Origin of the sequence: Salegentibacter sp. Hel_I_6 (assembly GCF_000745315.1) — a bacterium.
Taxonomy (GTDB): Bacteria; Bacteroidota; Bacteroidia; order Flavobacteriales; family Flavobacteriaceae; genus Salegentibacter.
Genome location: NZ_JQNQ01000001.1, coordinates 1730771 through 1754693, shown reverse-complemented (window position 1 = coordinate 1754693; position 23923 = coordinate 1730771). Strand labels below are relative to the sequence as shown.

Genomic DNA, 23923 nt, shown 5'->3' with positions numbered 1-23923 from the left:
ATTGAAGGCTAAAGTCGTAATTTTGGTTTATGCCAACCATACCTTCAAAATTAGCGGAAAGTTTAAAAAAGCGAAAGCAGGAAAATGCATTCCGAAGCTTAAAAAAAACCTCTTCACTTATAGATTTTTCTTCTAATGATTATTTGGGATTAGCTTCTTCCAAAAAAATATATCAGCAATCACATCTAATTTTAAAAGAGAATAACCTGCTGCAAAATGGTGCCACTGGTTCCAGGTTGCTTTCCGGAAACCATATTCTATATGATTTAACCGAAAATTTTCTTGCAGAATTTCATCAAACTGAAGCTGCATTAATTTATAATTCAGGTTACGATGCGAATATTGGTTTTTTTGCTTCGGTCCCAAAAAGAGGTGATCTTATTCTTTACGACGAACTTGTGCATGCTTCCATAAGAGACGGGATCGCCATAAGTCGCGCCAAAGCTTATAAATTCGATCATAATAATCCCGAAAGTCTTCAAAATAAACTCTCGAAAATTGAAAAAACCGATGATTTAGAGCTTTATATCGTAACCGAATCTGTTTTTTCTATGGATGGTGATATGGCGCCATTGAAAGACTTCACTAAAATTTCAGAAGAATTTGGTGCTTTTTTAATTGTGGATGAAGCCCACGCTACCGGTATTTTTAGCGATAAAGGTGAGGGTTTAGTGCAGGAATTGGAAATCCAGGATAAGGTTTTCGCCCGGTTGAATACTTTTGGAAAGGCGCCTGGATGCCACGGCGCAGTAATTTTGGGAAGCAAAAGCCTAAAAGATTACCTGGTTAATTTTTCGAGAAGTTTTATTTATACCACCGCGCTACCGCCTCATTCGGTTGCGACTATTTTAGCGGTTTACCATGAGTTTGAAAAAGGGATTCCGCAAATTCAACAGTTGCATCAAAACATTATATTTTTTAGAAATCAAATTGAAAAATTGAGACTTGAAAAGCATTTCATTTTTAGTAAGTCTGGGATTCAAAGTTGTATTATTCCGGGGAACGAACAAGTAAAGAATATAGCTGAAAATCTCAGAAGAGAAGGTTTTGAAGTAAAGCCAATACTTTCGCCAACCGTGCACAAAGGCCGGGAAAGGTTAAGGTTTTGCCTGCATGCTTTTAATTCAGAAGAAGAAATAAGCCAGGTATTAAAAATACTGGCTAAATTACTGGCATAAAACCGGGGTGATACCTGACCCAAAAATTGGCTGTAACAGGAGTAGGTAAGACATTGATTAATTTTCGGTTTGGGATAAAAATATATAAACACATGAGCACTTTTGTAAACATAGCCAGGTTTCAGTATTCTTCTGAAGCTCAAATTGTAAAAGGGAAATTACAATCTGAAGGTATAGAGGTATTTCTAGCAGACCAGGTTCTTATTGATACCGATCCTTTGGTAAGTCAGGCGATTGGTGGCATAAAATTAAACGTTTATGCTGATGATGAGGAAAGAGCCCGTGCAATTTTAAGTGAAATTCACGATTATTCTCTTGATGACAAAGGTGAAAGAGTAGTTTGTCCCAACTGTGACAGTACTCGCGTAAAAGTTTACACGCATATTAAAGATGTGCGTTCTTTCTTTGCTTTTTTGTTTTCATTTCTCACCTTCGCCCTACCAATTCATTACAAGTACGATTATCATTGTGAAAATTGTGAGGAGAAATTTACTTTAAAATGACCAGCATAGAAGAATTTATAAATAAATGAAAAATACTTATTTTATTACCGGTATTGGTACTGAAGTTGGAAAAACAGTAGCTTCAGCAATCTTAACGGAAGCCTTAGAGGCAGATTACTGGAAACCTATCCAGGCCGGCGATCTTGATAATTCTGATAGCCATAAAGTAGAAAGATTAGTTTCTAACGATAAAACTGTTTTTCATAAAAATAGCTTTGCCTTAAAAACGCCCATGAGCCCGCACGCAGCGGCTGAAATTGATGAAGTAAAAATTACTTCAAAAAAAATAAAACGTCCAAAGGGCGAAAATAGTTTGGTAATTGAAGGCGCCGGTGGTTTACTGGTTCCTATTAGCGATAAAGAAACTATAGCCGATTTAATGCAGCCCGAAGATCGCATCATCCTGGTTTCCCGCCATTATTTGGGAAGCATCAATCATACTTTATTAACTATAGAAGCTTTAAAATCTCGCGGCTTAAATTGCTTCGGAATAATTTTTTCGGGCGAAGAAAACAAATCTACTGAATCGATTATTCAAAAAATGGGCGGTGTGACGGTTCTTGGAAGAATAGAACAGGAACCTTATTTTGATCAAAACGTGATCAAAGAATACGCTGAACTATTTAGAGAAAAACTGAAATAGAATAAAAATCAATTAAACGTTGAGGCTGTTTTTAAATCTTTAGTCAAGCTGAACTTGTTTCAGCTTCTAACATATTTTGTATATCCAAATCTTAGATTCTGAATTAAATTCAGAATGACGTTTTAAAAAATTTTCGAGACAACCTTCTGAGTATATAAATTATGAACTTAGTTACCCGAGATCAAAAACACCTTTGGCATCCGCTAACCCAGCACAAAATTTCTCCGGAAGCTTTACCTATTGTAAAAGCAAAAGGCAGTATTCTTTACGCTGAAGATGGCAGTGAATATATAGACGGAATCGCTTCCTGGTACACGGCAATGTATGGGCACTGCAATGAATATATTACCGGCAAAGTCGCAGCTCAAATGCAAAACCTGGACCAGGTGGTTTTTAGCGGATTTACCCACGAACCTGCGGTAAAACTTTCTGAAGAATTAATTAAGATTTTACCGGAAAATCAGCAGAAATTGTTCTTTAATGATAATGGTTCCACGGCCACCGAGATTGGAATAAAAATGGCTTTGCAGTATCATCACAACCAGGGCAATAATCGTAATGTGATGTTAGCTTTTGAAGAAGGTTTTCACGGTGATACTTTTGGCGCCATGTCGGTTTCCGGGCTTTCAGTTTATAATGGCGCTTTTGAAGAACATTTTATTGAAGTTTTACGAATTCCGGTGCCACTTGGTGAGAATAATTCAGAAGTAATTTCGCAACTCAAAAGGTTAATTTCAGGAAACAATATTGCAGGATTTATATACGAGCCCTTAGTGCAGGGCGCTGCGGCAATGAAAATGCACGATGCTGCTGGCTTGAATGAAATCCTGAAAGTTTGCAAAGAGCATGACATTGTTTGCGTGGCCGATGAAGTAATGACCGGCTTTGGAAAAACCGGGAAAAATTTTGCTTCAGATTACATAAAAACCAAACCAGATGTGATGTGCCTTTCTAAAGCCTTAACTGCCGGTTTGCTACCTATGGGTTTAACTACCTGTTCGCAAAAAATCTACGATGCCTTTTATGACGAAGATATTTCTAAAGGCCTGTTCCACGGGCATACCTATTCTGCAAACCCACCTGCTTGTGTTGCGGCAATCGCGGGAATAGAATTATTGGTTTCCAAAGAAATTCAGCAAAAAATAAAAGCGATAATTAAATATCACCAGGCTTTTGATGAAAGAATAAAAGATCATCCAAAAGTTACCAATCGCCGGCAGCTGGGCGTTATTTATGCTTTTGATCTCAATGTGAAAATGGAGCGCTACGGTAATCTTAGAAACCAGCTTTTTAAACATTTTATGGACCATGGCGTTTTTCTTAGACCACTCGGAAACACCATTTATATTTTAGCACCTTTTACTATTTCCAAACCAGAATTGGATAAAATCTACCAGGTAATTGAAGATTTACTTAATAAATTTTAGGCATAACCTATAAACAGCTTAAAAGCAAAGCTTTAATTGTTTACATTAGAATTAAAATTTTGCGATTATGATGCATCCAGATACTGAGTTGCGCTTTATTAACGAAAAGGTGGGATATGGCGTTGTTGCCACCAAGTTTATTCCTGAAGGTACTATTACCTGGGTGCAGGATGATTTAGATCACGTTTTTTATACGTCCCAGGTAGAAAAATTACATCCTAAAAGTGCGCAGATGTTAGAAAAGTATGCTTTTCGAAATCGGTTTGGGGACCTGGTGCTTTGTTGGGATTTGGCGAAATATGTAAACCATAGTTTTAATTCTAACTGCTTTTCCACAGCCTACGGTTTTGAAATTGCGGTAAGGGATATTCAAGTTGGCGAAGAGCTAACCGATGATTATGGATACTTGAATCTTGATGAAGCTTTTGAACCGCACAAGGAAAAAACATCCAGAACCAAGGTTTATCCAGACGATTTGGTAAATTATCACAAAGAATGGGACGGGATTTTGCAAAAATCTATTCAGAAATTCGAAAAAGTTTATCAACCACTTATTGATCTTGTTTCTGAAGGAATTCAATTAGAATTACAAAAGATCCTATTAGGTGAAAAAGAAATGGATTCTATTTTAAATCTTTATTACCAGCGGTAAGCTTGTTGTCTCTATGTTTAGGCCATTATCCTTCCTGCGAGGTTTTTTTATACCTCGTAGGTTTGAAAAATAATAAAATACCTGCAAGGTTGTTCAAACCTTGCAGGATTTCTGATTCATTATCTTCATTTCTTTTTTATTAAAAATATTTAGCGGTTGATTCAGCAGACCGTATTTTTGCGGAAAAATTAATCGCTTTTGAAATCACCGGTATTTATATCTTCACTTGGTTCTATTTCTGCAATTGGCCAATCTTCTGCAGAAATATGGGAAAATTATAGAAATCCGAAACATTTTATTTCCAAACATCAGTTTGATGAAACCGAAGCTTTTGCTGCTTTTTTGCCAAAGAAAGTTCGAGCTGCTATAGAGTCACTGCGCAAGGAAAACTCCAATTATAGAAAACTTGATGATTCGGTTTTATTTGCAATTTTTTCAGCCAAAAAAGCTATAAAAGAAGCCGGCTGGAAAAGCGAGAAAAATATCGGAATAAATATTGGCAGCTCTCGTGGTGCCACCGGATTGTTTGAACAATACCATAAAGAGTTTGTAGAAACCGGAAAAGCCGCTACACAGGCTTCGCCTTCTACTACTTTAGGAAATATTTCTTCCTGGGTTTCGCAAGATCTCCAAACAGAAGGACCGGAATTTTCTCATAGCGTAACCTGTTCTACAGGTTTACATTCAGTAATAAATGCAATTGCCTGGATGCAGGCCGGCTTTGCTGATAAGTTTCTTGCCGGTGGAAGTGAAGCTGCATTAACCCCCTTTACGATTGCCCAAATGAAAGCGATGAAGATCTATGCTTCAGAAGATCTTGATTTTCCGTGTCGCGCTTTGGATATGGAGAAAAAGAGAAATTCGATGATTCTTGGAGAAGCTTCCGGAATATTGGCGCTTCAAAAAGAAAATTCAGAAAAAGCAATTGCTAAAATTACAGGATTTGGCTACGCGACCGAAACTTTAAAACATAGTGTGTCAATTTCAGAAAAAGGAGAATCTTTACAGAAGGCGATGAAAATGGCAATTGGAGAGAAGGAACTTTCAGAAATTGATGCGGTAGTGATGCACGCGCCGGGAACCCTAAAAGGAGACCTTTCTGAAGTAAACGCGATAAAAGCTGTATTCGGTAAAAATACTCCCGCAATGACCAGTAATAAATGGAAACTGGGACATACGTTTGCAGCTTCAGGAATTCTAAATTTAGAACTGGCGATTTTAATGCTTCAGCATCAGGAATTTATTGAAGTGCCTTTTTCAGAAATTAGTAAATCACCTTCAAAATTGGAAAATATATTGGTAAATGCCGTAGGCTTTGGTGGGAACGCAGTTTCTATTTTAATAAGCCGAAAACAATATAATTAAGAAAGCTTTGAAAACTTTCCTAGCGGAAGGCCTATTAAAGCGCAGTTTTATTTATTTTTGATTTCAAATCTATTTTTTATGGCCACAAGACATAACTGGACAAAAGAAGAAATTCTCGAGATATATAATAAACCTTTAATGGAGTTGCTTTACGAAGCGGCCACTGTGCATAGGAAAAATCACGATCCTAACACCGTTCAGGTTTCAACTTTACTTTCTATTAAAACCGGCGGTTGCCCGGAAGATTGCGGATATTGCCCACAGGCAGCAAGATATCATACCAATGTTGAAGGAAACGACCTTATGAGCGTAAACCAAGTGAAAGCCCAGGCGCTACGTGCTAAAGAGTCGGGAAGTTCACGAGTGTGTATGGGTGCAGCCTGGAGAAACGTAAAGGACGGTAAAGAGTTCGATTCGGTTTTGGAAATGGTAAGAACCATTAATAAACTGGATATGGAAGTTTGCTGTACGCTGGGAATGATTACCGAAAACCAGGCACAGCGACTAGCTGAAGCCGGTTTGTATGCTTACAACCATAATTTAGATTCTTCAGAAGAATATTATAAAGAAGTAATTTCTACCCGCGGTTACCAGGATAGACTGGATACCATCGGTAACGTGAGAAAAACCAATGTTACGGTTTGTAGCGGAGGAATTATAGGAATGGGAGAAAGTGCAGATGACAGGGCAGGAATGCTTGTAGCTTTGTCTACTTTGAGTCCGCAGCCGGAATCGGTGCCAATTAATGCTTTGGTTCCTGTTGAAGGAACGCCAATGGAAGAGCAAGAACCGGTTTCTATCTGGGAAATGGTAAGAATGGTTGCTACTGCCAGAATTGTAATGCCTGAAACCCAGGTGAGACTTTCTGCCGGAAGAACTCAAATGAGTAGGGAAGGGCAGGCGATGTGTTTCTTTGCCGGAGCAAATTCTATCTTTGCCGGTGATAAATTACTAACCACTCCAAATCCCGATGTAAACGAGGATATGGAATTATTTAGATCTTTAGGTTTGAATCCACAAAAAGCATTTGAGAAAAAAGAGCAGCCTAAAAGTGTTTCAGCTGAAGAATCTCAATATCAGAATTTAGGAGAAAAACCAAAATGGTCAAGACCCGGGCATAAGATAGAGCGTAATTTAGAAGCGCAACAAAAATCGAAAGCCAAGGCTTAAAAATTTAAAAATATTGAAACTGGATCTGCAAGACATACCGCGGGTTAAAAACCTTTCAAAAGAAGACTTTTTGAAAGACTATTTTATGCCTGAAAAACCGGTTGTTTTTGAAGAACTTTCTGCCGACTGGCCAGCAACAAAAAAATGGGATTTTGATTATTTCAGGAAAAAAGCCGGGGATGTTGTAGTGCCGCTTTATGATGGGAAACCGGCAAAAGGCAGGCAGAGTTCTCATGGCCCGGCAAAGAAAATTCCTATGCGGGAATACATAGATATTCTTGAAAAAGGACCTACAGATCTTAGGATGTTTTTCTTTAACCTACTGCAAAACTGTCCGGAGTTAATAGATGATTTTAAGTATCCCGATCTTGGTGTAAAATTCTTTAAAAAGTTACCAGTTTTATTTGTTGGGGGTGAGGGTAGTAGCGTGGTGATGCATTATGATATGGATCTTGCTAATAATTTTCATTTCAATTTTGTAGGCGAAAAAAGAGTGATTCTTTATCCGCCTTCAGAAACTAAATTTTTGTATCATGTGCCGCATTCCATAGTGAGTATGGAGATAATTAATATGGATAATCCAAATTTTGAGAAATATCCAGCACTGGCCAAAGCAAAAGGCTTTGAAACAAGGTTGAAACATGGGGAGGCTTTATATATTCCCAGTAAATGGTGGCATTTTATTAAATATGAAACCGCGAGTTTATCAATGACGTTAAGGTCGCTGCCGCAAAAGCCCGGGCGCATTGCAGAGGTGCTAAAAAGCCTTATTATTACACGGAATTACGATAATCTAATGCGCAAGATTAAGGGGCAGGATTGGATAGATTACAAGAACAAAAAAGCAATTGAAAATACGCATAGAAGTGCTGGAATTGAATGATGGAGAACGGAGAAAGATTACACTTAGAGTCTATACCAAGGCTTAAAAATGTTTCTAAAAAAGATTTTTTGGAGCAGTATGTTCGGCCACAGAAGCCTGTGGTTATTGAGCATTTGATAGACGATTGGCCGGCTACGCAAAAATGGGATTTAGATTATATTAAAACAGTGGCAGGAGAGAAGGTTGTGCCGCTTTATGACGATAGGCCTATCACTTCAAAGCAGAAATTCAACGAGCCCCATACAGAGATGAAAATGGCAGATTATATAGATTTGCTAAAATCTAAACCTACTAATTATAGAATTTTTCTTTATCATTTACTTAAAGAAGTGCCGGTTTTGCAGAAGGATTTCAGGTTTCCAAATCTTGGGCTTAGATTTATAAAACAGTTGCCAACTTTATTTTTTGGCGGGGAGAATTCTAAAGTCTTTATGCATTACGATATTGATTTTGCTAATATTCTTCATTTTCATTTCCACGGAAAAAAACGTTGTATAATTTATCCGCCTTCAGAAAGTAAATACTTATATAAGGTGCCACACGCTCTTATTTCCCGGGAAGATATAGATTTTAATAATCCCGATTTTGAAAAATTCCCGGTACTTAAAAAGGCAAAAGGTTATGCAACTGAATTAAACCACGGGGAAGCTTTATATATGCCCGAAGGTTACTGGCACCAAATGACCTACTTAACTCCAGGTTTTTCTATGAGCTTAAGGGCTACGCCTAGAACGCTTACCAATTTTTCTAAAGCAGTTTATAACCTGGTGGTGATGCGTAATTTTGATAACTATATGCGTAAACTAAAGGGACAGAAGTGGATAGATTATAAAAATGCACAGGCAATTGAACGTACGCATAAGAAGAATAAGGTTTAAGTAAATTAGAGTTCATTTCCAGTTTTAAGCGAGGTGAAAATCTCTTTTTCTATGTAGCATTTATGGTTGTGTGCCTAGTAGCCACGAATTCACGAATATTTTAAGTGTCATCCGACTCACGTCGAGCCACTCGAAGTGATGGAGCGTTAACTTTTCACTCTTCACCTTCCCCACAAAAGATCGCCGCGCTCGTTCCTTCATTAGCGATGGAGAGTCTGAACGGTTTGTAGGCTTTTAAGAATCACTCTAAGAACTCGTTTGTTGCTTCGTATACCAAACTACTCTCATAGCCCTTCCGAAGCAGGAAATCGGCTAATTTCTTTTTCTTCTTAAATTTATCGGGTTCTTTTAAGAGCTTCAGTTTCTTTTCAGCTATCTCGTAAATTGTAGCGATATATTTCTGCTCATCTATTTCGGTAAGGGCGAGGTTGATTATTGGAGTAGAAATCTCTTTAAATTTCAATTCCTGTTTGATCTTTATTTTTCCCCATTTTTTTATCCTGAATTTCCCTCTTACAAAACTACGCGCGTAACGTTCTTCATTCAAAAAATCTTCCTGCATTAATTCCATAATAATCTGCTCCTGGGCGGCTGTAATCATATTCATTTCCCGAAGTTTTTCTTCAACTTCTTTATGGCAGCGGTCGCGATATGCACAGAATTGCATCAATTTTATGGTGGCTTCTTTGACGGTATAGGATTTCTGGGGTTCTTTCAAGAGTGAAAATTCAAGAATTAAGATTCAAAATTAAAACTTTTTCAGGTAGAAAATATCAAAATGTAAATTTCAGAATAACGCATAAAAAAACGCCTTCCGAATTAACGAAAGGCGTTTAATTTAAAGGATTTCATTTCCTTCTTTATCGTGAAAATGATATTCCATGTACGTGTAAGCGTCTCTTGGTAAAATTTTCACCCATCGTTTATGGTCTAAATACCATTGCGAGCGGGGAGATGGAAAGCCCTTTGTTAAAAAGGCTGCAATAAATGGATGCGCACTCAAAGTGATCTTTTTATGATCTTTCTTAATGAGTTTTTCCAGGTCGGTTTTCATTTTGTTTATTAAAAGTATTGGTGCTTCAATTTCACCAGTCCCATTTGGATTTTCCTCACGGGTTTTAATATTCATTTCCGGCCTTACGCGTTGTCTTGTAATTTGTATCAACCCGAATTTACTCGGTGGCAAAATCTTATGTTTTGCACGGTCGTCACTCATTTCGTTTCTAAGGTGATCAAACAGGGTTTTGCGGTTTTCGGCTTTTCCCATGTCTATGAAGTCTACCACGATAATACCGCCCATATCACGCAATCTTAATTGCCGGGCTATTTCTGTGGCACTAATCATATTCACCTCTAATGCAGTATCTTCCTGGTTTCTGGATTTGTTAGAACGGTTACCGCTATTTACGTCTATAACGTGCATAGCCTCTGTGTGTTCTATTACCAGGTAGGCGCCTTTGCTCATAGAGACGGTGCGCCCAAATGAAGTTTTTATTTGTCTTTCGATACCGTATTTTTCAAAAATTGGAACATTAGATTGATATAACTTAACAATCGATTCTTTACTCGGGGCGATCTCGCCCACATAGTCTTTAATTTGTGTATAAAGCGTCTCATCGTCTACAGTAATGGAAGTAAAAGAGTCATTGAAAATGTCTCTTAAAAGGGAAGATGCCCTGTTTAATTCTCCCAGTACTTTAGAAGGATGATGTGGTTTATACATCTTTTTGCACATTCCTGTCCAGCGACCCATCAAATTTTGAAGATCTCTATCCAGTTCTGCTACTTTTTTGCCTTCGGCTACGGTTCTAACAATAATCCCAAAACCTTTGGGTTTAATGCTTTTTACCAATCTTTTTAACCGGTCTTTTTCTTCTTTGCTCTCAATTTTTTGTGAAACCGAAATACGATTGGAAAAAGGGACCAGTACGATATAACGACCCGCAATGGAAAGTTCTGAACTTATCCTGGGGCCTTTGGTAGAAATAGGTTCTTTTACAACCTGAACCAATAGCGACTGATTTGACTTTAAGACATCGGTAATCACTCCGTCTTTGTCAATGTCCTTTTCGAATGTAAAATTCTTTAAGGAATAATCTTTTAATTTACCTGTGCTTACACGTTTTATGAACTTAAGCATAGAAGAAACCTGGGGGCCGAGATCGTGATAGTGTAAAAAACCATCTTTCTCGTAGCCAACATTAACAAATGCGGCATTTAACCCGGGTACAGCTTTTCTAATTTTTGCGATAAAAATATCACCAACATTAAATTTGTTGCTGTCTTCTTCCTTGTTGAGTTCAATAAGTTTTCCATCTTTTTGTAAGGCAAAATCTACAGCAGAGGTTCCGGACCGGATAATTAATTCTTTGTCCACTCTATTAGATTTATATCTATAGCTGCCAAAGCAGTTACAGATGGATTAAACATTATTTTATCACAGGGTTTTTAATCCTGAAGAAACCCTAAAACTTGTTAGGTAATAAGCCGGGTTTCAATTTCAATGAACGATTTAAACAAAAAAAGTAGTTGAAAACTACTTTTTCTTGTGGCGGTTAGCTCTGTTTCTTTTTTTACGCTTGTGCGTAGCTACCTTATGTCTTTTTCTTTTTTTACCACTTGGCATAGTGTTACTTTTTAATTAATAAATTATTTTCTAAAGAAACTGTTGTGCAGTTTCAAATTACTTAACTTCAACGTTAGTCTTTACTCCTTCTACAAAAATCTTTGCCGGTTTAAAAGCAGGGATATTGTGTGCTGGAATTTTAATTGTTGTATTCTTAGAGATATTTCTTCCGGTTTTTTCTGCTCTTGTTTTAACTACAAAGCTTCCAAATCCTCTTAAATATACGTTGTCTCCACTTTCTAATGAAGTTTTCACCTCATCCATGAAGGTTTCAATAGTAGCCTGGACATCACCTTTTTCCATTCCTAATTTTTCTGAAATGTTTGCTACAATATCTGCTTTCGTCATTTTCGTACTATTTAATATTATAAATTGGGGTTTCTATATTTTTCAAGGGCGCAAATATAAGAATTAAATCTACAATATTTCAAGCCTAATTCATTAAATAATAACGGAATAAACTTTTAATATTGCAGCAAGTCTATTTAAGCTATGGTTTTTTCTAAAGTATTGATTAATTGGTATTTAAAAAATAAACGCGAATTGCCGTGGCGTAAAACCAGTGATCCCTACCACATTTGGTTAAGTGAAATTATGCTGCAGCAAACCAGAATTGAACAGGGTTTGCCCTATTATCACCAATTTACAGACACTTTTCCTACCGTGTTCGATCTTGCTAATGCTACGCAAGAAAAGGTACTAAAACTATGGCAGGGATTAGGGTATTATTCTCGTGCAAGAAACCTTCATGAAACCGCTAAATACGTAGCTGAAGAATTAAATGGTAATTTTCCAGGTTCTTATGCAGAGCTTAAAAAATTGAAAGGTGTTGGCGATTACACCGCCGCAGCTATTGCTTCCATTTGTTATAATGAACCGGTTGCGGTAGTAGATGGTAATGTTTATAGAGTTTTGGCGCGTTTTTTTGATATTGAAAATCCAATAAATTCTGCTGCCGGAATTAAGGAATTCAAAGCCCTGGCTTCTAAGTTGTTAGATGAAAAAGATCCTTCTGCTTTTAACCAGGCTTTAATGGAATTTGGTGCGTTGCAGTGTAAACCGCGGAATCCGCTTTGTGATAGTTGTCCTTTAAGTTCAGGTTGTTTGGCTTTACAAAAGAATAAGATTAAAGACTTACCGGTTAAGCTTAAAAAGGCTAAAGTTAAAAAACGCTACTTTAATTATTTGGTGGTTTATTCTAAAGAAAATAAAACCCTGCTTCAACAAAGAACCGGAAAGGGAATTTGGAACGGATTATATGAATTTCCATTAATAGAAACCGAAAAACCGGTTGGTAAAGGCGCTTTTCCTTCAGAAGAAAAGATAAATGAACTTCTTGGTGAACAGGAACTTTCCCTGCAATTACATAATAAAAAACCAGTGGTGCATAAACTTTCACACCAACATATTTATACTCATTTTTGGTGGGTTAAAGCTGAAAAAGTTGGAGAAGCGGGTATTCCTGTAAAAAATGTAAAAGATTATCCGGTGCCGGTTTTAATTGCTAATTTCCTTGAGGAAACCGCGTTAGAAACCTATTCCCTATAAATTGTTTAAAGTTTTATTCAGATTGGCTTTAATTAGCAATAAATTTTTCAGTATTTTAGGGTGTAAATAAATAGCCTTTTGGGCGTTAAATATTAAATAGAGATGACAGGTACATTAAACAAGGTAATGCTAATTGGGCATACGGGAGACGACGTGAAAATGCATTATTTTGAAGGCGGTGGCGCTATTGGGCGTTTTCCGCTGGCTACCAACGAGACTTATACCAACCGCACCACTAATGAGCGTGTCACTAATACCGAGTGGCATAATGTGGTGGTGAGAAATAAAGCTGCAGAAGTCTGCGAGAAATACCTTAAAAAAGGGGATAAGGTTTATATAGAAGGGCGAATTAAAACCCGTAAATGGCAGGACGACCAGGGAAACGACCGTTATTCTACCGAAATACAGTGTACAGAGTTTACCTTTTTAACTCCAAAAGGAGAGGGTGAGAGTAGCGGAAATATGCAACAGCAAAATTCTCCTGCTCAAAATCAACAAAACACGCCTAAAAATGATAATTTTGCCAATCAATCTATGGCAAAAGAAGAAGAGGAAGACGATTTGCCTTTCTAAGTTTAATTTAAACCCAGTCATTTGGATTCAGAACCTCCCAGTTTGATTTTGTTTTGGGCCGCTTTTGATTTTACGCAGCTATTTAGCTATTTAGTTTTATTGCTGCTTCTAATTTGTTCAGCCTTGATTTCTGGGGCTGAAGTTGCTTTCTTTTCTTTAACTCCTGCCGATGTAATTACTGAAGACGGTAAGCGTGGCAAAGCGCAGCAAATTGTGGTGAATCTATTAGATAAACCCAAGAAATTGCTGGCTACCATCCTGGTTGCTAATAACTTTATTAATATAGCAATAGTACTGCTATTCGATAATCTTGCCGATGCGCTTTTCGGAAATATGAATACGGTGCTTTACGGTATTAATTTCAAGTTTGTTATTGAAGTTGGAGTAATAACATTTATCATTCTATTATTCGGGGAAATTCTGCCAAAAGTTTACGCGAGTAGAAATAATGTGCTGTTTTCAAATTTCATGGCGCGCCCATTGAATTTTCTGGATACATTATTTACGCCCTTGAGCGGCCCTATGCGCGCAGTAACTATATTTATGCATAATCGTCTTGGAAAGCAACGTTCTTTTATTAGTATAGACCATTTATCACAGGCTCTGGAACTTACCAGTGAAGAAGATACCACCCAGGAAGAACACAAGATATTAAAAGGGATTGTTTCTTTTGGGAATACCGATACTAAACAGGTAATGCGCCCCAGGATGGATATCTTTGCTTTAAATGAAAGCCAAAGTTATACAGAGGTTATTCCTGAAATTATAGATAGAGGTTATTCCAGAATTCCTGTTTATCGGGAGAACATAGATAATGTAATTGGAATTCTATACGTTAAAGATTTGCTGCCTCATATTGATGATGAAGCCTTTGAATGGACCAGCTTATTGCGCGAACCCTATTTTGTTCCAGAGAATAAAAAGTTAGATGATCTATTGAATGATTTTAAAACTAAAAAAAATCATTTGGCTATTGTGGTTGATGAATATGGCGGCACCAGCGGACTTATTTCTCTTGAAGATATTATTGAAGAAATTGTAGGGGATATTAGCGACGAGTTTGATGATGAAGATTTGGTGTATTCAAAATTGGATGAAAACACCTACGTTTTTGAAGGAAAAACGCCTTTAAAAGATTTCTATAGAATAGTGAAAATAGAAGATCCGGTTGCTTTTGAAGAGCGGAAAGGAGAGGCAGATACCCTGGCAGGATTTTTATTGGAGATTTCAGGAGGTTTTCCGAAGAAAAACGACGTGATCTATTTTTTAAATTATAGTTTCAAGGTAGAGGTGCTAGATAACAAACGCCTTAAACAAATTAAAGTGAATATTTCACCGGTTGAAGTTTAGAAGCTTGGCAGTATGAAAAGGTTTTTATTAATATTAGCGGTTTTGATGCTTATTGGTTGCGGTGAAGAAAATACAACACCTAAACCGCGTGCATTTCTTTCCCTTAATTATCCTGAAGCCAGGTATGAAGCTACCGGGTTTAATTGTGAATACGCTTTTGAAATGAATAGCTTGGCAAAAATTAAAGCTTCTCGAAACAATGTGCCCTGTTGGATAGATTTAGAGTATAAAGATCTTAACGGGACTATATTTATTACCTACCAGAAGATTAATAATAATCTCGATTCCCTTTTAGCTGATGCACAGAATCTTCCGTTGCAGCATACAATTAAAGCTGATGCCATTGAAGGTGATGTTTATACCAATAAAATTCAGAATGTTTATGGAATGTTTTATGAAGTTACTGGCGATGCCGCTTCACAGGCGCAATTTTACCTTACCGATAGTATAGAACATTTTGTGACGGCTTCAGCTTATTTTAGAACCAAACCCAATTACGACTCCATTGTGCCCGCTGCCGATTATCTAAAAAAGGATATGAAGCATGTAATTGAAACCTTCCGTTGGCAGGATTAGGCAGGAAAAAATAAAGTGGTTAAAAAATCATTTGAAATTAATTGTTTCTTTTCTTTTCAGCTCTAAAGGAATGCCGATTTTTGCAGCTTAGAAATCGAAAAATATGCCTTTAGAAAAATTAAAGTGGGTTTACCTGGTTATTCTTTCAATAGTTTGGGGGAGTTCCTTTATTCTTATTAAAAAAGGCCTGGTAGGTTTATCGGCTATTGAGGTTGGATCTTTTCGAATTATTTTTGCTGCTGTTTTTCTTATTCTTATCGGTTTTAAATCCATAATGAAAATTAAGAAAGGCCAGTGGAAATGGATGTTACTCATAGGTTTTTTAGGAAACTTCTTTCCTGTGTACCTGTTCTCTTTTGCAGAAACCGAAATAGATAGCGCTGTAGCTTCTATTCTAAATGCGGCCACCCCTTTAATGACACTTATTTTTGGCGCAATGTTTTTTAAAGCGGCATTTAATCAGAATAAAATATTGGGTGTGGTCATTGGCTTATTAGGAACTGCAGGACTTATTTTAAGCGGCGCCAGTATAAATCCAGATCAGAACTACCTCTATTCGCTTTTGGTAATTATTGCAGCCTCCTGTTACGCGATGAATGTAAATATTCTAAAAACTCATATGAGTAACGTTAGTCCGTTGGGGATTGCAGCGGGAAGTTTTACAGTCTTATTGCTACCTTCTCTGGTGATTTTGTATTTCTCAGGATTCTTCGAAAAGAATGTTTCCGAGATCGTTATTCAGCATTCTATAGGCTATGTTGCTATTTTGGGAGTAATAGGTACTGGAGTTGCGATGATAATTTTTAATAAACTGGTGCAGATCTCAGATCCTGTATTTACTACCTCTGTCACTTATACAATCCCTGTGGTAGCTTTAGGTTGGGGAATTTTAGATGGAGAGGTTTTTAGTGCCTGGCAGTTTCTTTCAGCTTTTGTAATTTTAATAGGTGTTTTTATTGTAAACCGATCTAAAAAAGTGTTTTCTAAGTTTAGAAAGCAGGCTACTTAGTTTTAAACTTTAAGTGTAAAATATCCTGGTAAATTTCACAATGTAATTACTTGTTTTTATAATAGTAAAAGGAAACTAAATAGTAAATGTGAAATATCAATAAGACCTCATAGGCTGTCTTTAATTCGCGTTGCTCAACCGATTTGAATAATTCAATAAAAGCTTCGAATATATAGATGATACTAACAAAAATTATGGCTGACGGAAGGCATTTTAATCTAAGTTCAGTAAACGATTTCTCTTCATCTTTCTCCTTTGAAAAAGCAAAGAATATTACGGCCATTAAGAATATGTATTTTCCAAATGGAATAAATATGTTCGGATCTAAGTTTAATAATTCATTAAAACTTAATAGCGCAAGTGTTATAGCTAAGCCAGTGATCGCAAGCGCGATAATTTTAAAGTAATTTGGTAGTAGCGAAACTTCAGGTTTGTTTTTCATAAAAAGATTCGATCTGGTTTAAAATAAAAACACCGACCATTGCTGGCCGGTGCTTTCTAACATTAATAAAAAACACTATTCTTCAAAATCTTCAGCCGAAACTCCTTCGTTAACAAGGATCTCAGTAATATCAAATTCAAATGTTTGTGGGCCTGCAGCCTGAGTCATTTTAAAAGGAAATTTAACTCCTTCTACTTCCTGGTAATCGCTATATCCTGTAGGAATAGACATTGTTTGTCCAGCTTGAGACATTGTTTGTACAGTTTGCATTTTTAAACCACTTTTTACATTGTAGTAAGCTTTGTAGTTATCGCTAAGTGCAACAACATATGCATCTGTTCCTTCAACAGTCTCAATTCCTTCTAAAGTTGCGTCTCCAACCTGTAGTTCCGGGAATGGATTAGCATCTATTTTAGCAGTTTTAATCTGGTCTTCGTTGTAAGGGATTTTTTGACCTTGCGCCATTACAAATCCAGCTTCACCATCAAAAATCTGTTTGCTCATAACGTTACCGCCAACAGAAACTTCCTGGTTTAACTTACCCTCCATAGTTCTTTTCATGGTTAAGTTTAAAGTCGTTCCCTGTACACTGGCTTCAGCTTTAAGGACTACACTTTCTATCTCTTCTACAGCATCACGTCCACCAACAGCTTCAATGTAATTTGCGTAAACTTTTTCTACGGTTACTGAAGCGTCAACTTCTTTGGCTTTTGGTTTTTCAACTTCCTCACCAAGTTTGTTATAATATTTAACCGGAATTGTTTTTCCGTTAAATTCAACTTTTTCAAGGTTTTCAGCAATTTCTGAAGCTTTACCTGCAACCACAATTCTCATATTATCGGTTTGATAATATTTATTGGCTACACGTTGAATATCATCTGCAGTAACTGCATTTATCTTCTCAAGGAAAGTTTCATAAAAATCATCTTCTAGATCATTCGTCTTGATATTAAGCGCGTAATTAGCGATGGTAGAAGGTTGTTCTAATCTTAATACGAAGTCACCGGCGAATTTGCTTTTAGCGTTTTCTAACATTTCAGCATCTACAGGCTCGGTTTTAATTCTTCTAATCTCTTTCAAAGATTCTACAATTGCGCTATCGGTTACCGCATTTCTAACGCTTGCTTGTGCAACAAATCTTGAAGCATACTTGTCTGCTCCTGTGCTTGTTCTGGCTCCGTAAGTATAACCTTTGTCTTCACGAAGGTTCATATTCAAGTAACTTCCAAAACTACCACCAAGAATTTGGTTTGCTACCAATACAGGGAAGTAATCTTCATCTGCCATTTTTAAATCGATGGTATTTTGAAGTCTTAATTCGCTTTGTACTGCGTTTGGCATATCAACCAGGTTGATTTGTGTCTCGTTTACGTTAGCTACTTTAGGTAACTCTTGCTCTTTTGGAGCACCGGCTTTCCAGTCTCCAAAATTCTTCTTGGCAAGCTTTTTTACTTCAGCAGTCTTTACGTCACCAACTACAACAAGGTAAGCATTGTTGGGTTTGAAATAACTGTTATAGAATTTTTCGATATTCTCTAAAGTTACGTTTTCGGTATTTTCTACTGTAGCGAATTCTCCATAAGGGTGGTTAGCTCCATAAGCCAAAGCAGCACTTACTCTGCCAGCGATAGAGCTTACATCTTTATCTATAGATTTTAATCCTTCAATTTGTTTATTCTTTTCAGATTCAAATTCTTCCTGGGTGAATTTTGGCCTTAAGGCTCCTTCAGCCATAAGTTCCATAACTCTAGGGAAAAACTTAGAAAGTGAACTAGCATAAACGCTTTCTGATCCAAAACTAACATTGGCTCCTAAAAAGTCGATTTCTTCGTTAAAATCATCTTTAGACATATTTTCAGATCCTGTACCCATTAAGGAAGAAACAAGAGAAGCTGTTGCCGGATTTTCTTCGGCGTGTGGTTTATTGTCTATAATCAAAGAAGCAGATACTCTTGGAAGTTTGTGGTTCTCTACAACCAAAACTTTTAATCCGTTGCTTAGAGTAAATTCATCTGGCTGGCCAAGATTTATCTTTGGTGCCGGTCCCGGTTCCGGTTGTTTAGAACGGTCTACCTGGGCGATTGACGCAGTGGTCAAAAAACAGGCAATAAATAATGTAAGTATATTAAATTTCATTCTGAATGTTTTTTATTGTTCGTTTTCGCTCTCTGGAAGGTAGTCTAATTCCAAACGTTGGTTTTCGTTTAGATACTCATTAGCTACTCTTTTAATATCTTCTCTTGTAATATTTCTGTAGATTTCAATCTCTTCATTAATGAGATCGGTATCTCCATATAATACATTATAAGTAGCAAGTGAAGAAGCGATACCCTGAATGCTGCTATTAGAGTTTACAAAGCGGTTCTCAAACTTATTCTGAAGTTTTTGATATTCTTTTTCAGAAATTAATTCATTTTGAAGTTTTGCAATTTCTTCATCCATAGAAGCGGCAAGAGTATCTAATGGGGTTTCGCCTAAAGCAAGAGCTCCCATTACGTAAGTTCCATAATCTTCCTGAGACCTTGGAAAAGCTAATACCTGTAATGCGGTTTTATCTTCGTCAACCATCTTTTTGTACATTCTTGAGCTTTTACCATCAGTTAGTATTGAGGAGATCATATCAAGGATATAAGCATCTTTCTCTTTCATAGAAGGTGTTCTAAAAACATAAAGCTTCGCAGGAATTTGGATGTTGCTATCGTATTCTGTAGCGGTTATAGTTTCGGTAATAGGATCTTCTTTAATTGAAACAGGTTCCACTTCATTTCCTTTAGGAATTTCAGCAAAATACTTCTTGATCATTTCTTTTGTTTCATCGATTTCTATATTACCGGCCACAACTAAAGTAGCGTTGTTTGGACCATAATATTTATCGAAAAAAGCTTTGAATTCATCAAGCTCGGCAGCATCCAGGTCTTCCATTGTGCCAATTACCGAGTTTTTATAAGGATGTTTGTCAAAAACATACTTGTTGATTCCGGTAGCATAAATAATCTTGCCGTAAGGCGCATTGTCTATACGAGAACGTTTCTCTTCTTTCACCACCTCGTTTTGAGTTTCTACACCAATTTCGTTGATTACCGGGTGAAGCATTCTTTCAGATTCCATCCATAATCCAAGTTCAAGATTGTTAGAAGGGAAAGTTTCGTAATAGTAAGTACGATCTTGCGTGGTGTTAGCATTGTTGCTGCCACCATTTGCGGCAACGATATCAAACCATTTTCCGCGTTCAATGTTTTCTGTACCTTCAAATAAAAGATGTTCAAAGAAATGGGCAAAGCCAGAACGGCCTTCTTCTTCATCTTTTGCGCCTACTTTGTACATAACACCAACGGTAACCACAGGAGCCGTGTTATCCTGGTGTAAAATAACGTGTAATCCGTTGTCCAGGTCATATTCGGTAAATTCTACCTCCTGGGCAATTCCTGCTGCACTGCAAACTAATGCAAGGGCAGCCATCTTTAAGTTTCTAATCATTTTTTAATAGATTTTTCATTAATGCATGGGATTAGTGTTTGAATGTTGTATTTTGTTACAATAAGCATTAAGAATAATGATCAAATTTCTTTAATTGTGCGAAAACTGTCAAAATTAACAAGCTATTAAGCTAAAAACCGACAGTTTTTTTAGAAATTTACTTCTTAAGTTTATTATTAGAATGCCCCGATGCTGGCGCTTATGATATTTTTTTGCAAAGTATTTTAATTTTTGCTAGCTCGCATTCCTAGAATTTACCAAATAAAAATATCAACCAACGCTATGAAGAATTTAAGTATTCCTATTAAATATGGTTTTGCAATTGGAGCAGGACTTATTGTTTATTTTTTAATCCTATCGGTTTTAAATGTACATATTTATCCCCTGTTTAGTTTATTTAATGGGGTTATAATGGCCGTAGGGATGTGGTTGGCTCTAAAGGCTTATCGCAGTTCTAAAGGTGCTAAGTTCAAGTATCAAAAAGGCTTTATGGCCTGTTTGCTTACCGGTTTTAACGCGACAATAATCTTTTCCTTATTCTTCGCTTTATATGCTTCAGAGATCAATCCTGATTTTTTGAGTAACCTTATAAATATGTGGAGAACAGATTATGGTACTAATATAGGAATAGTACTTTTTGTAGTTTCTGTAATGGGATTTGCAACCAGTTTAGTTTTAACTTTAGCTTATATGCAATTATTTAAAAAATCCTGGAATACCAAAGAAGGGAAGGAGCATACCTATTAATGATTTTTATGCTTTGTGAATTAATTAATTAGAAGTATATTTGCACCCGCTTGCGAAAAAAGTAAGCCTAATTATAGCATAAATTAATTAATCACAACACTATGTATGCAATTGTAGAGATAGCAGGGCAGCAATTTAAAGTTGCGAAAGACCAGAAGGTGTTTGTTAACCGTCTAAGCGGAGAAGAAGGAGACAGCGTTTCTTTTGACAAAGTACTTCTTACTGGAGACGGGGACAGCATAAACCTTGGCGCCCCGGCTATAGATGGTGCTCTAGTAGGAGCAAAAATCACCCGTCACCTTAAAGGAGATAAAGTAATTGTCTTCAAAAAGAAAAGACGTAAAGGTTACAGAAAGAAAAACGGTCACCGTCAATCTTTAACCGAGATCGTTATTGAAAGCATCGATGTAAAAGGTGGAAAAAAAGCTGCTTCAGCTAAAAAAGAGGAAGCACCTAAAGAAACCAAATCTGATAAAAAATCGGAAGATTTAAATCAGTACACCGTGGCTGAATTAAAAGAGATGGCTAAGGAGAAAGGTCTTGAAGGCTACTCTTCTATGAAGAAAGCTGAATTAATTGAAGCTTTAAGTTAATAATTAATCTACTTAAAACTAAAGTAAAATGGCACACAAAAAAGGAGTCGGTAGTTCCAAGAACGGTAGAGAGTCAGAATCAAAACGCTTAGGTGTGAAGATTTTTGGCGGTCAGGCAGCCGTAGCCGGAAACATCATTGTTAGACAAAGAGGTACTGCACACAATCCAGGTGAGAATGTGTATGCAGGGAAAGATCATACTTTACACGCTAAAGTTGATGGTCTTGTAAAATTTTCTAAGACAAAGAACAATAAATCTTACGTTTCTATTGAACCGTTTGAAGCATAGAGTTTTCATTCTTAACAAGAAAAAAACTTCTTAGAATTATATAAAAACCCTTTCCGAATTTCGGAAAGGGTTTTTTTGTATCTTTAGGTAAGGCTTTAAAACCAATAGTTATGAGGTACATTGATATTTTTCGAACTACAGATCGTAATGAGTTATCTATTATCAAAAATCTCTTTGATGAAGAAAATATTGCATATAGATCTCACGGGGAAGCTACAGATAACGCAGCGGGATTAGCCGGTCTTGGTAATGACGGAATGCGAATTGAAGTAGAAGAATCGCAAAAAGATAAAGCTGCCCAGATAATTAAAAGAACCGGATTTCTTGGGGAAAGAACCAACCTGGCAAATTCCTCGCGTACACGACCACAAGTAGGAAAATGGGTCATTTTTATACTTGCCGCTTTGGTAGTGTTTGTGGCTATTATATTTTTTGTTTGGTTTATGAGTGGGAATTAGAGGGAAATGTTTAGATCTCCGAATAAATTTCGGAGCAGGCTCTGAAATAAATTCAGGATGACGATATAACAAAAAGACCTCACAGATTTTGGAAACCTGTGAGGTCTTTTACTTTATATATAGATTTCCGCCGTAGTTTATGCTGAGCATAGTCGAAGTGCGGAAATGACCATGTTAATATCTGTAATACTCAGGCTTATATGGGCCTTGTACTTCCACACCAATATATTTCGCCTGGTAATCTTTAAGTTCAGTTAATTCTACCCCAATTTTTTCTAGGTGAAGTTTGGCGACTTTTTCATCTAAATGCTTTGGAAGCATATAAACTTCATTTTCATATTTATCAGAATTCTTCCAAAGTTCGATTTGTGCCAATGTTTGGTTGGTAAACGAGTTACTCATTACAAAACTTGGGTGGCCTGTAGCGCAACCAAGGTTCACCAAGCGACCTTCAGCTAAAAGAATAATGTCTTTTCCGTCAATCGTGTATTTATCAACTTGTGGTTTGATCTCATTTTTAGTATCGCCGTGATTATTATTTAACCAAGCAACATCAATTTCGTTGTCAAAATGGCCAATATTACAAACGATGGTTTTGTCTTTCATCGCTTCAAAATGTTCTCCACGTACAATATCTTTATTACCGGTGGTGGTAATTACGATATCAGCTTTTGATAATACGTTTTCTAATTTTTTCACTTCAAAGCCGTCCATTGCAGCTTGTAAAGCACAAATTGGGTCAATTTCAGTAACGGTCACAATAGATCCAGCGCCTTTAAACGAAGCGGCAGTACCTTTACCAACATCACCATAGCCACAAACCACAACACGTTTTCCGGCAAGCATCACATCGGTAGCACGGCGAATTGCATCAACTGCACTTTCGCGACATCCGTATTTATTATCGAACTTAGATTTTGTAACCGAATCGTTTACGTTAATTGCCGGCATAACCAAAGTGCCGTTTTTCATTCTTTCATAAAGACGGTGAACTCCGGTAGTGGTTTCTTCTGAAAGGCCACGAATTCCTTTAGCAAGCTCAGGATATTGATCAAAAACCATATTGGTAAGATCACCACCATCATCAAGAATCATATTCAATGGCTCGCGTTCTTCGCCAAAAAATAAGGTTTGTTCAATACACCAGTTAAATTCCTCTTCGGTCATTCCTTTCCAGGCATAAACAGGTATTCCCGCAGCAGCAATTGCAGCAGCGGCGTGATCTTGTGTAGAGAAAATATTACAAGAACTCCAGGTAACATCAGCGCCAAGCGAAACCAAAGTTTCAATTAGCACAGCAGTTTGCACGGTCATGTGAAGACATCCTGCAATCCTGGCACCTTTTAAAGGCTGTTCATCTTTATATTCTTCACGAAGAGACATAAGTCCCGGCATTTCAGCTTCGGCAAGTTCAATTTCTTTTCTTCCCCAATCGGCCAGGGAAATATCCTTAACTTTATAAGCGGTATACGGCACTGTTTTAGTCGACATATTATTATATTTGAATATTAGCAATTTCTTGTCTCGCAAAAATAA

Annotated in this window: 25 protein-coding genes; 18 read left to right on the top strand and 7 right to left on the bottom strand. The window is 36.9% G+C overall.

What is annotated here, in order from left to right:
• Positions 1-29 precede the first annotated feature (29 nt).
• The 9 genes from FG27_RS07735 to FG27_RS07695 all read left to right on the top strand — a co-directional run bounded on the left by FG27_RS07735 (position 30) and on the right by FG27_RS07695 (position 8699).
• Complete coding sequence (locus tag FG27_RS07735; RefSeq protein WP_037317672.1) at positions 30-1178, top strand: pyridoxal phosphate-dependent aminotransferase family protein; 1149 nt, start codon at positions 30-32, stop codon at positions 1176-1178.
• A gap of 92 nt (positions 1179-1270) precedes the next feature.
• Entirely contained in the window at positions 1271-1681 is a 411-nt protein-coding gene (locus FG27_RS07730; protein WP_037317669.1) for a DUF2007 domain-containing protein, read from the top strand.
• A gap of 25 nt (positions 1682-1706) precedes the next feature.
• Positions 1707-2324, top strand: coding sequence for a dethiobiotin synthase (gene bioD / locus FG27_RS07725; RefSeq protein WP_037317666.1), 618 nt, complete (start codon positions 1707-1709; stop codon positions 2322-2324).
• A gap of 161 nt (positions 2325-2485) precedes the next feature.
• Positions 2486-3751, top strand: a complete 1266-nt coding sequence (bioA, locus tag FG27_RS07720) for an adenosylmethionine--8-amino-7-oxononanoate transaminase (protein WP_037317662.1) — start codon at positions 2486-2488, stop codon at positions 3749-3751.
• Between the two features lie 67 nt (positions 3752-3818).
• Positions 3819-4403, top strand: a complete 585-nt coding sequence (locus FG27_RS07715; RefSeq protein WP_037317659.1) for an SET domain-containing protein — start codon at positions 3819-3821, stop codon at positions 4401-4403.
• A 198-nt stretch (positions 4404-4601) separates the two neighbouring features.
• Positions 4602-5768 carry a beta-ketoacyl synthase N-terminal-like domain-containing protein gene (locus FG27_RS07710; RefSeq protein WP_037317657.1) on the top strand — a complete coding sequence of 389 codons (1167 nt, stop codon included), beginning with the start codon at positions 4602-4604 and terminating at the stop codon, positions 5766-5768.
• 78 nt (positions 5769-5846) lie between these two features.
• Positions 5847-6938: a biotin synthase BioB gene (bioB, locus tag FG27_RS07705; RefSeq protein ID WP_037317654.1), complete on the top strand. Its 1092-nt coding sequence runs from the start codon at positions 5847-5849 to the stop codon at positions 6936-6938.
• 13 nt (positions 6939-6951) lie between these two features.
• Positions 6952-7821 (top strand): cupin-like domain-containing protein, encoded by an 870-nt coding sequence (locus FG27_RS07700; protein WP_037317651.1) that lies wholly within the window; start codon positions 6952-6954, stop codon positions 7819-7821.
• The gene (locus FG27_RS07695; protein WP_156101215.1) at positions 7818-8699 is read left to right on the top strand and encodes a cupin-like domain-containing protein; all 882 of its coding nucleotides are present in this window, start codon (positions 7818-7820) and stop codon (positions 8697-8699) included. Before FG27_RS07700 ends, FG27_RS07695 begins: the two co-directional genes overlap by 4 nt.
• A 241-nt stretch (positions 8700-8940) precedes the next feature.
• Here FG27_RS07695 and FG27_RS07690 read toward each other — a convergent pair whose 3' ends face one another.
• From FG27_RS07690 to FG27_RS07680, 3 genes are all read right to left on the bottom strand, one after another.
• Positions 8941-9366: a regulatory protein RecX gene (locus tag FG27_RS07690; protein WP_051935950.1), complete on the bottom strand. Its 426-nt coding sequence runs from the start codon at positions 9364-9366 to the stop codon at positions 8941-8943.
• A gap of 171 nt (positions 9367-9537) precedes the next feature.
• Positions 9538-11076, bottom strand: a complete 1539-nt coding sequence (locus FG27_RS07685; protein ID WP_037317645.1) for a ribonuclease E/G — start codon at positions 11074-11076, stop codon at positions 9538-9540.
• A gap of 306 nt (positions 11077-11382) precedes the next feature.
• Complete coding sequence (locus FG27_RS07680; protein ID WP_255351554.1) at positions 11383-11691, bottom strand: HU family DNA-binding protein; 309 nt, start codon at positions 11689-11691, stop codon at positions 11383-11385.
• Positions 11692-11817: 126 nt separating this feature from the next.
• Here FG27_RS07680 and mutY point away from each other — a divergent pair, with 126 nt between their 5' ends.
• The 5 genes from mutY to FG27_RS07655 all read left to right on the top strand — a co-directional run bounded on the left by mutY (position 11818) and on the right by FG27_RS07655 (position 16381).
• Positions 11818-12873 (top strand): A/G-specific adenine glycosylase, encoded by a 1056-nt coding sequence (mutY, locus tag FG27_RS07675; protein WP_037317639.1) that lies wholly within the window; start codon positions 11818-11820, stop codon positions 12871-12873.
• 102 nt (positions 12874-12975) lie between these two features.
• Complete coding sequence (locus tag FG27_RS07670) at positions 12976-13446, top strand: single-stranded DNA-binding protein (RefSeq protein WP_037317636.1); 471 nt, start codon at positions 12976-12978, stop codon at positions 13444-13446.
• A gap of 21 nt (positions 13447-13467) precedes the next feature.
• Positions 13468-14796, top strand: coding sequence for a gliding motility-associated protein GldE (locus tag FG27_RS07665; protein WP_037317634.1), 1329 nt, complete (start codon positions 13468-13470; stop codon positions 14794-14796).
• Positions 14797-14808: 12 nt separating this feature from the next.
• The gene (gldD, locus tag FG27_RS07660; protein ID WP_037317631.1) at positions 14809-15372 is read left to right on the top strand and encodes a gliding motility lipoprotein GldD; all 564 of its coding nucleotides are present in this window, start codon (positions 14809-14811) and stop codon (positions 15370-15372) included.
• A 103-nt stretch (positions 15373-15475) separates the two neighbouring features.
• Complete coding sequence (locus tag FG27_RS07655) at positions 15476-16381, top strand: DMT family transporter (protein ID WP_037317629.1); 906 nt, start codon at positions 15476-15478, stop codon at positions 16379-16381.
• A 46-nt stretch (positions 16382-16427) separates the two neighbouring features.
• On the opposite strand, the gene FG27_RS07650 is transcribed toward FG27_RS07655, so the two are convergent.
• From FG27_RS07650 to FG27_RS07640, 3 genes are all read right to left on the bottom strand, one after another.
• The gene (locus FG27_RS07650) at positions 16428-16823 is read right to left on the bottom strand and encodes a hypothetical protein (RefSeq protein WP_037317627.1); all 396 of its coding nucleotides are present in this window, start codon (positions 16821-16823) and stop codon (positions 16428-16430) included.
• A gap of 75 nt (positions 16824-16898) precedes the next feature.
• The gene (locus FG27_RS07645) at positions 16899-18959 is read right to left on the bottom strand and encodes a pitrilysin family protein (protein WP_037317625.1); all 2061 of its coding nucleotides are present in this window, start codon (positions 18957-18959) and stop codon (positions 16899-16901) included.
• A 12-nt stretch (positions 18960-18971) separates the two neighbouring features.
• Positions 18972-20300, bottom strand: a complete 1329-nt coding sequence (locus tag FG27_RS07640; protein ID WP_197051674.1) for a pitrilysin family protein — start codon at positions 20298-20300, stop codon at positions 18972-18974.
• 282 nt (positions 20301-20582) lie between these two features.
• On the opposite strand from FG27_RS07640, the gene FG27_RS07635 reads away from it, so the two are divergent.
• The 4 genes from FG27_RS07635 to FG27_RS07620 all read left to right on the top strand — a co-directional run bounded on the left by FG27_RS07635 (position 20583) and on the right by FG27_RS07620 (position 22387).
• A complete protein-coding gene (locus tag FG27_RS07635) occupies positions 20583-21047 on the top strand; it encodes a DUF4199 domain-containing protein (RefSeq protein WP_037317622.1) in 465 nt (154 codons plus the stop codon).
• 101 nt (positions 21048-21148) lie between these two features.
• Complete coding sequence (rplU, locus tag FG27_RS07630; protein WP_037317619.1) at positions 21149-21640, top strand: 50S ribosomal protein L21; 492 nt, start codon at positions 21149-21151, stop codon at positions 21638-21640.
• Between the two features lie 28 nt (positions 21641-21668).
• Positions 21669-21929, top strand: a complete 261-nt coding sequence (rpmA, locus tag FG27_RS07625; protein WP_037317616.1) for a 50S ribosomal protein L27 — start codon at positions 21669-21671, stop codon at positions 21927-21929.
• A gap of 110 nt (positions 21930-22039) precedes the next feature.
• Positions 22040-22387 carry a DUF2007 domain-containing protein gene (locus tag FG27_RS07620; protein WP_037317613.1) on the top strand — a complete coding sequence of 116 codons (348 nt, stop codon included), beginning with the start codon at positions 22040-22042 and terminating at the stop codon, positions 22385-22387.
• 174 nt (positions 22388-22561) lie between these two features.
• Here the strand turns inward: FG27_RS07620 and ahcY are convergent, their stop codons facing one another.
• Entirely contained in the window at positions 22562-23878 is a 1317-nt protein-coding gene (gene ahcY / locus FG27_RS07615) for an adenosylhomocysteinase (RefSeq protein ID WP_037317610.1), read from the bottom strand.
• Positions 23879-23923 lie beyond the last annotated feature (45 nt).

Coding starts and splice junctions, on each gene's coding strand:
- FG27_RS07735 (WP_037317672.1), top strand. CDS start 30: ATGCCAACCATACCTTCAAAATTAGCGGAAAGTTTAAAAAAGCGAAAG.
- FG27_RS07730 (WP_037317669.1), top strand. CDS start 1,271: ATGAGCACTTTTGTAAACATAGCCAGGTTTCAGTATTCTTCTGAAGCT.
- bioD (WP_037317666.1), top strand. CDS start 1,707: ATGAAAAATACTTATTTTATTACCGGTATTGGTACTGAAGTTGGAAAA.
- bioA (WP_037317662.1), top strand. CDS start 2,486: ATGAACTTAGTTACCCGAGATCAAAAACACCTTTGGCATCCGCTAACC.
- FG27_RS07715 (WP_037317659.1), top strand. CDS start 3,819: ATGATGCATCCAGATACTGAGTTGCGCTTTATTAACGAAAAGGTGGGA.
- bioB (WP_037317654.1), top strand. CDS start 5,847: ATGGCCACAAGACATAACTGGACAAAAGAAGAAATTCTCGAGATATAT.
- FG27_RS07695 (WP_156101215.1), top strand. CDS start 7,818: ATGATGGAGAACGGAGAAAGATTACACTTAGAGTCTATACCAAGGCTT.
- FG27_RS07690 (WP_051935950.1), bottom strand. CDS start 9,366: ATGCAATTCTGTGCATATCGCGACCGCTGCCATAAAGAAGTTGAAGAA.
- mutY (WP_037317639.1), top strand. CDS start 11,818: ATGGTTTTTTCTAAAGTATTGATTAATTGGTATTTAAAAAATAAACGC.
- FG27_RS07670 (WP_037317636.1), top strand. CDS start 12,976: ATGACAGGTACATTAAACAAGGTAATGCTAATTGGGCATACGGGAGAC.
- gldD (WP_037317631.1), top strand. CDS start 14,809: ATGAAAAGGTTTTTATTAATATTAGCGGTTTTGATGCTTATTGGTTGC.
- FG27_RS07655 (WP_037317629.1), top strand. CDS start 15,476: ATGCCTTTAGAAAAATTAAAGTGGGTTTACCTGGTTATTCTTTCAATA.
- FG27_RS07650 (WP_037317627.1), bottom strand. CDS start 16,823: ATGAAAAACAAACCTGAAGTTTCGCTACTACCAAATTACTTTAAAATT.
- FG27_RS07645 (WP_037317625.1), bottom strand. CDS start 18,959: ATGAAATTTAATATACTTACATTATTTATTGCCTGTTTTTTGACCACT.
- FG27_RS07640 (WP_197051674.1), bottom strand. CDS start 20,300: ATGATTAGAAACTTAAAGATGGCTGCCCTTGCATTAGTTTGCAGTGCA.
- FG27_RS07635 (WP_037317622.1), top strand. CDS start 20,583: ATGAAGAATTTAAGTATTCCTATTAAATATGGTTTTGCAATTGGAGCA.
- rplU (WP_037317619.1), top strand. CDS start 21,149: ATGTATGCAATTGTAGAGATAGCAGGGCAGCAATTTAAAGTTGCGAAA.
- rpmA (WP_037317616.1), top strand. CDS start 21,669: ATGGCACACAAAAAAGGAGTCGGTAGTTCCAAGAACGGTAGAGAGTCA.
- FG27_RS07620 (WP_037317613.1), top strand. CDS start 22,040: ATGAGGTACATTGATATTTTTCGAACTACAGATCGTAATGAGTTATCT.
- ahcY (WP_037317610.1), bottom strand. CDS start 23,878: ATGTCGACTAAAACAGTGCCGTATACCGCTTATAAAGTTAAGGATATT.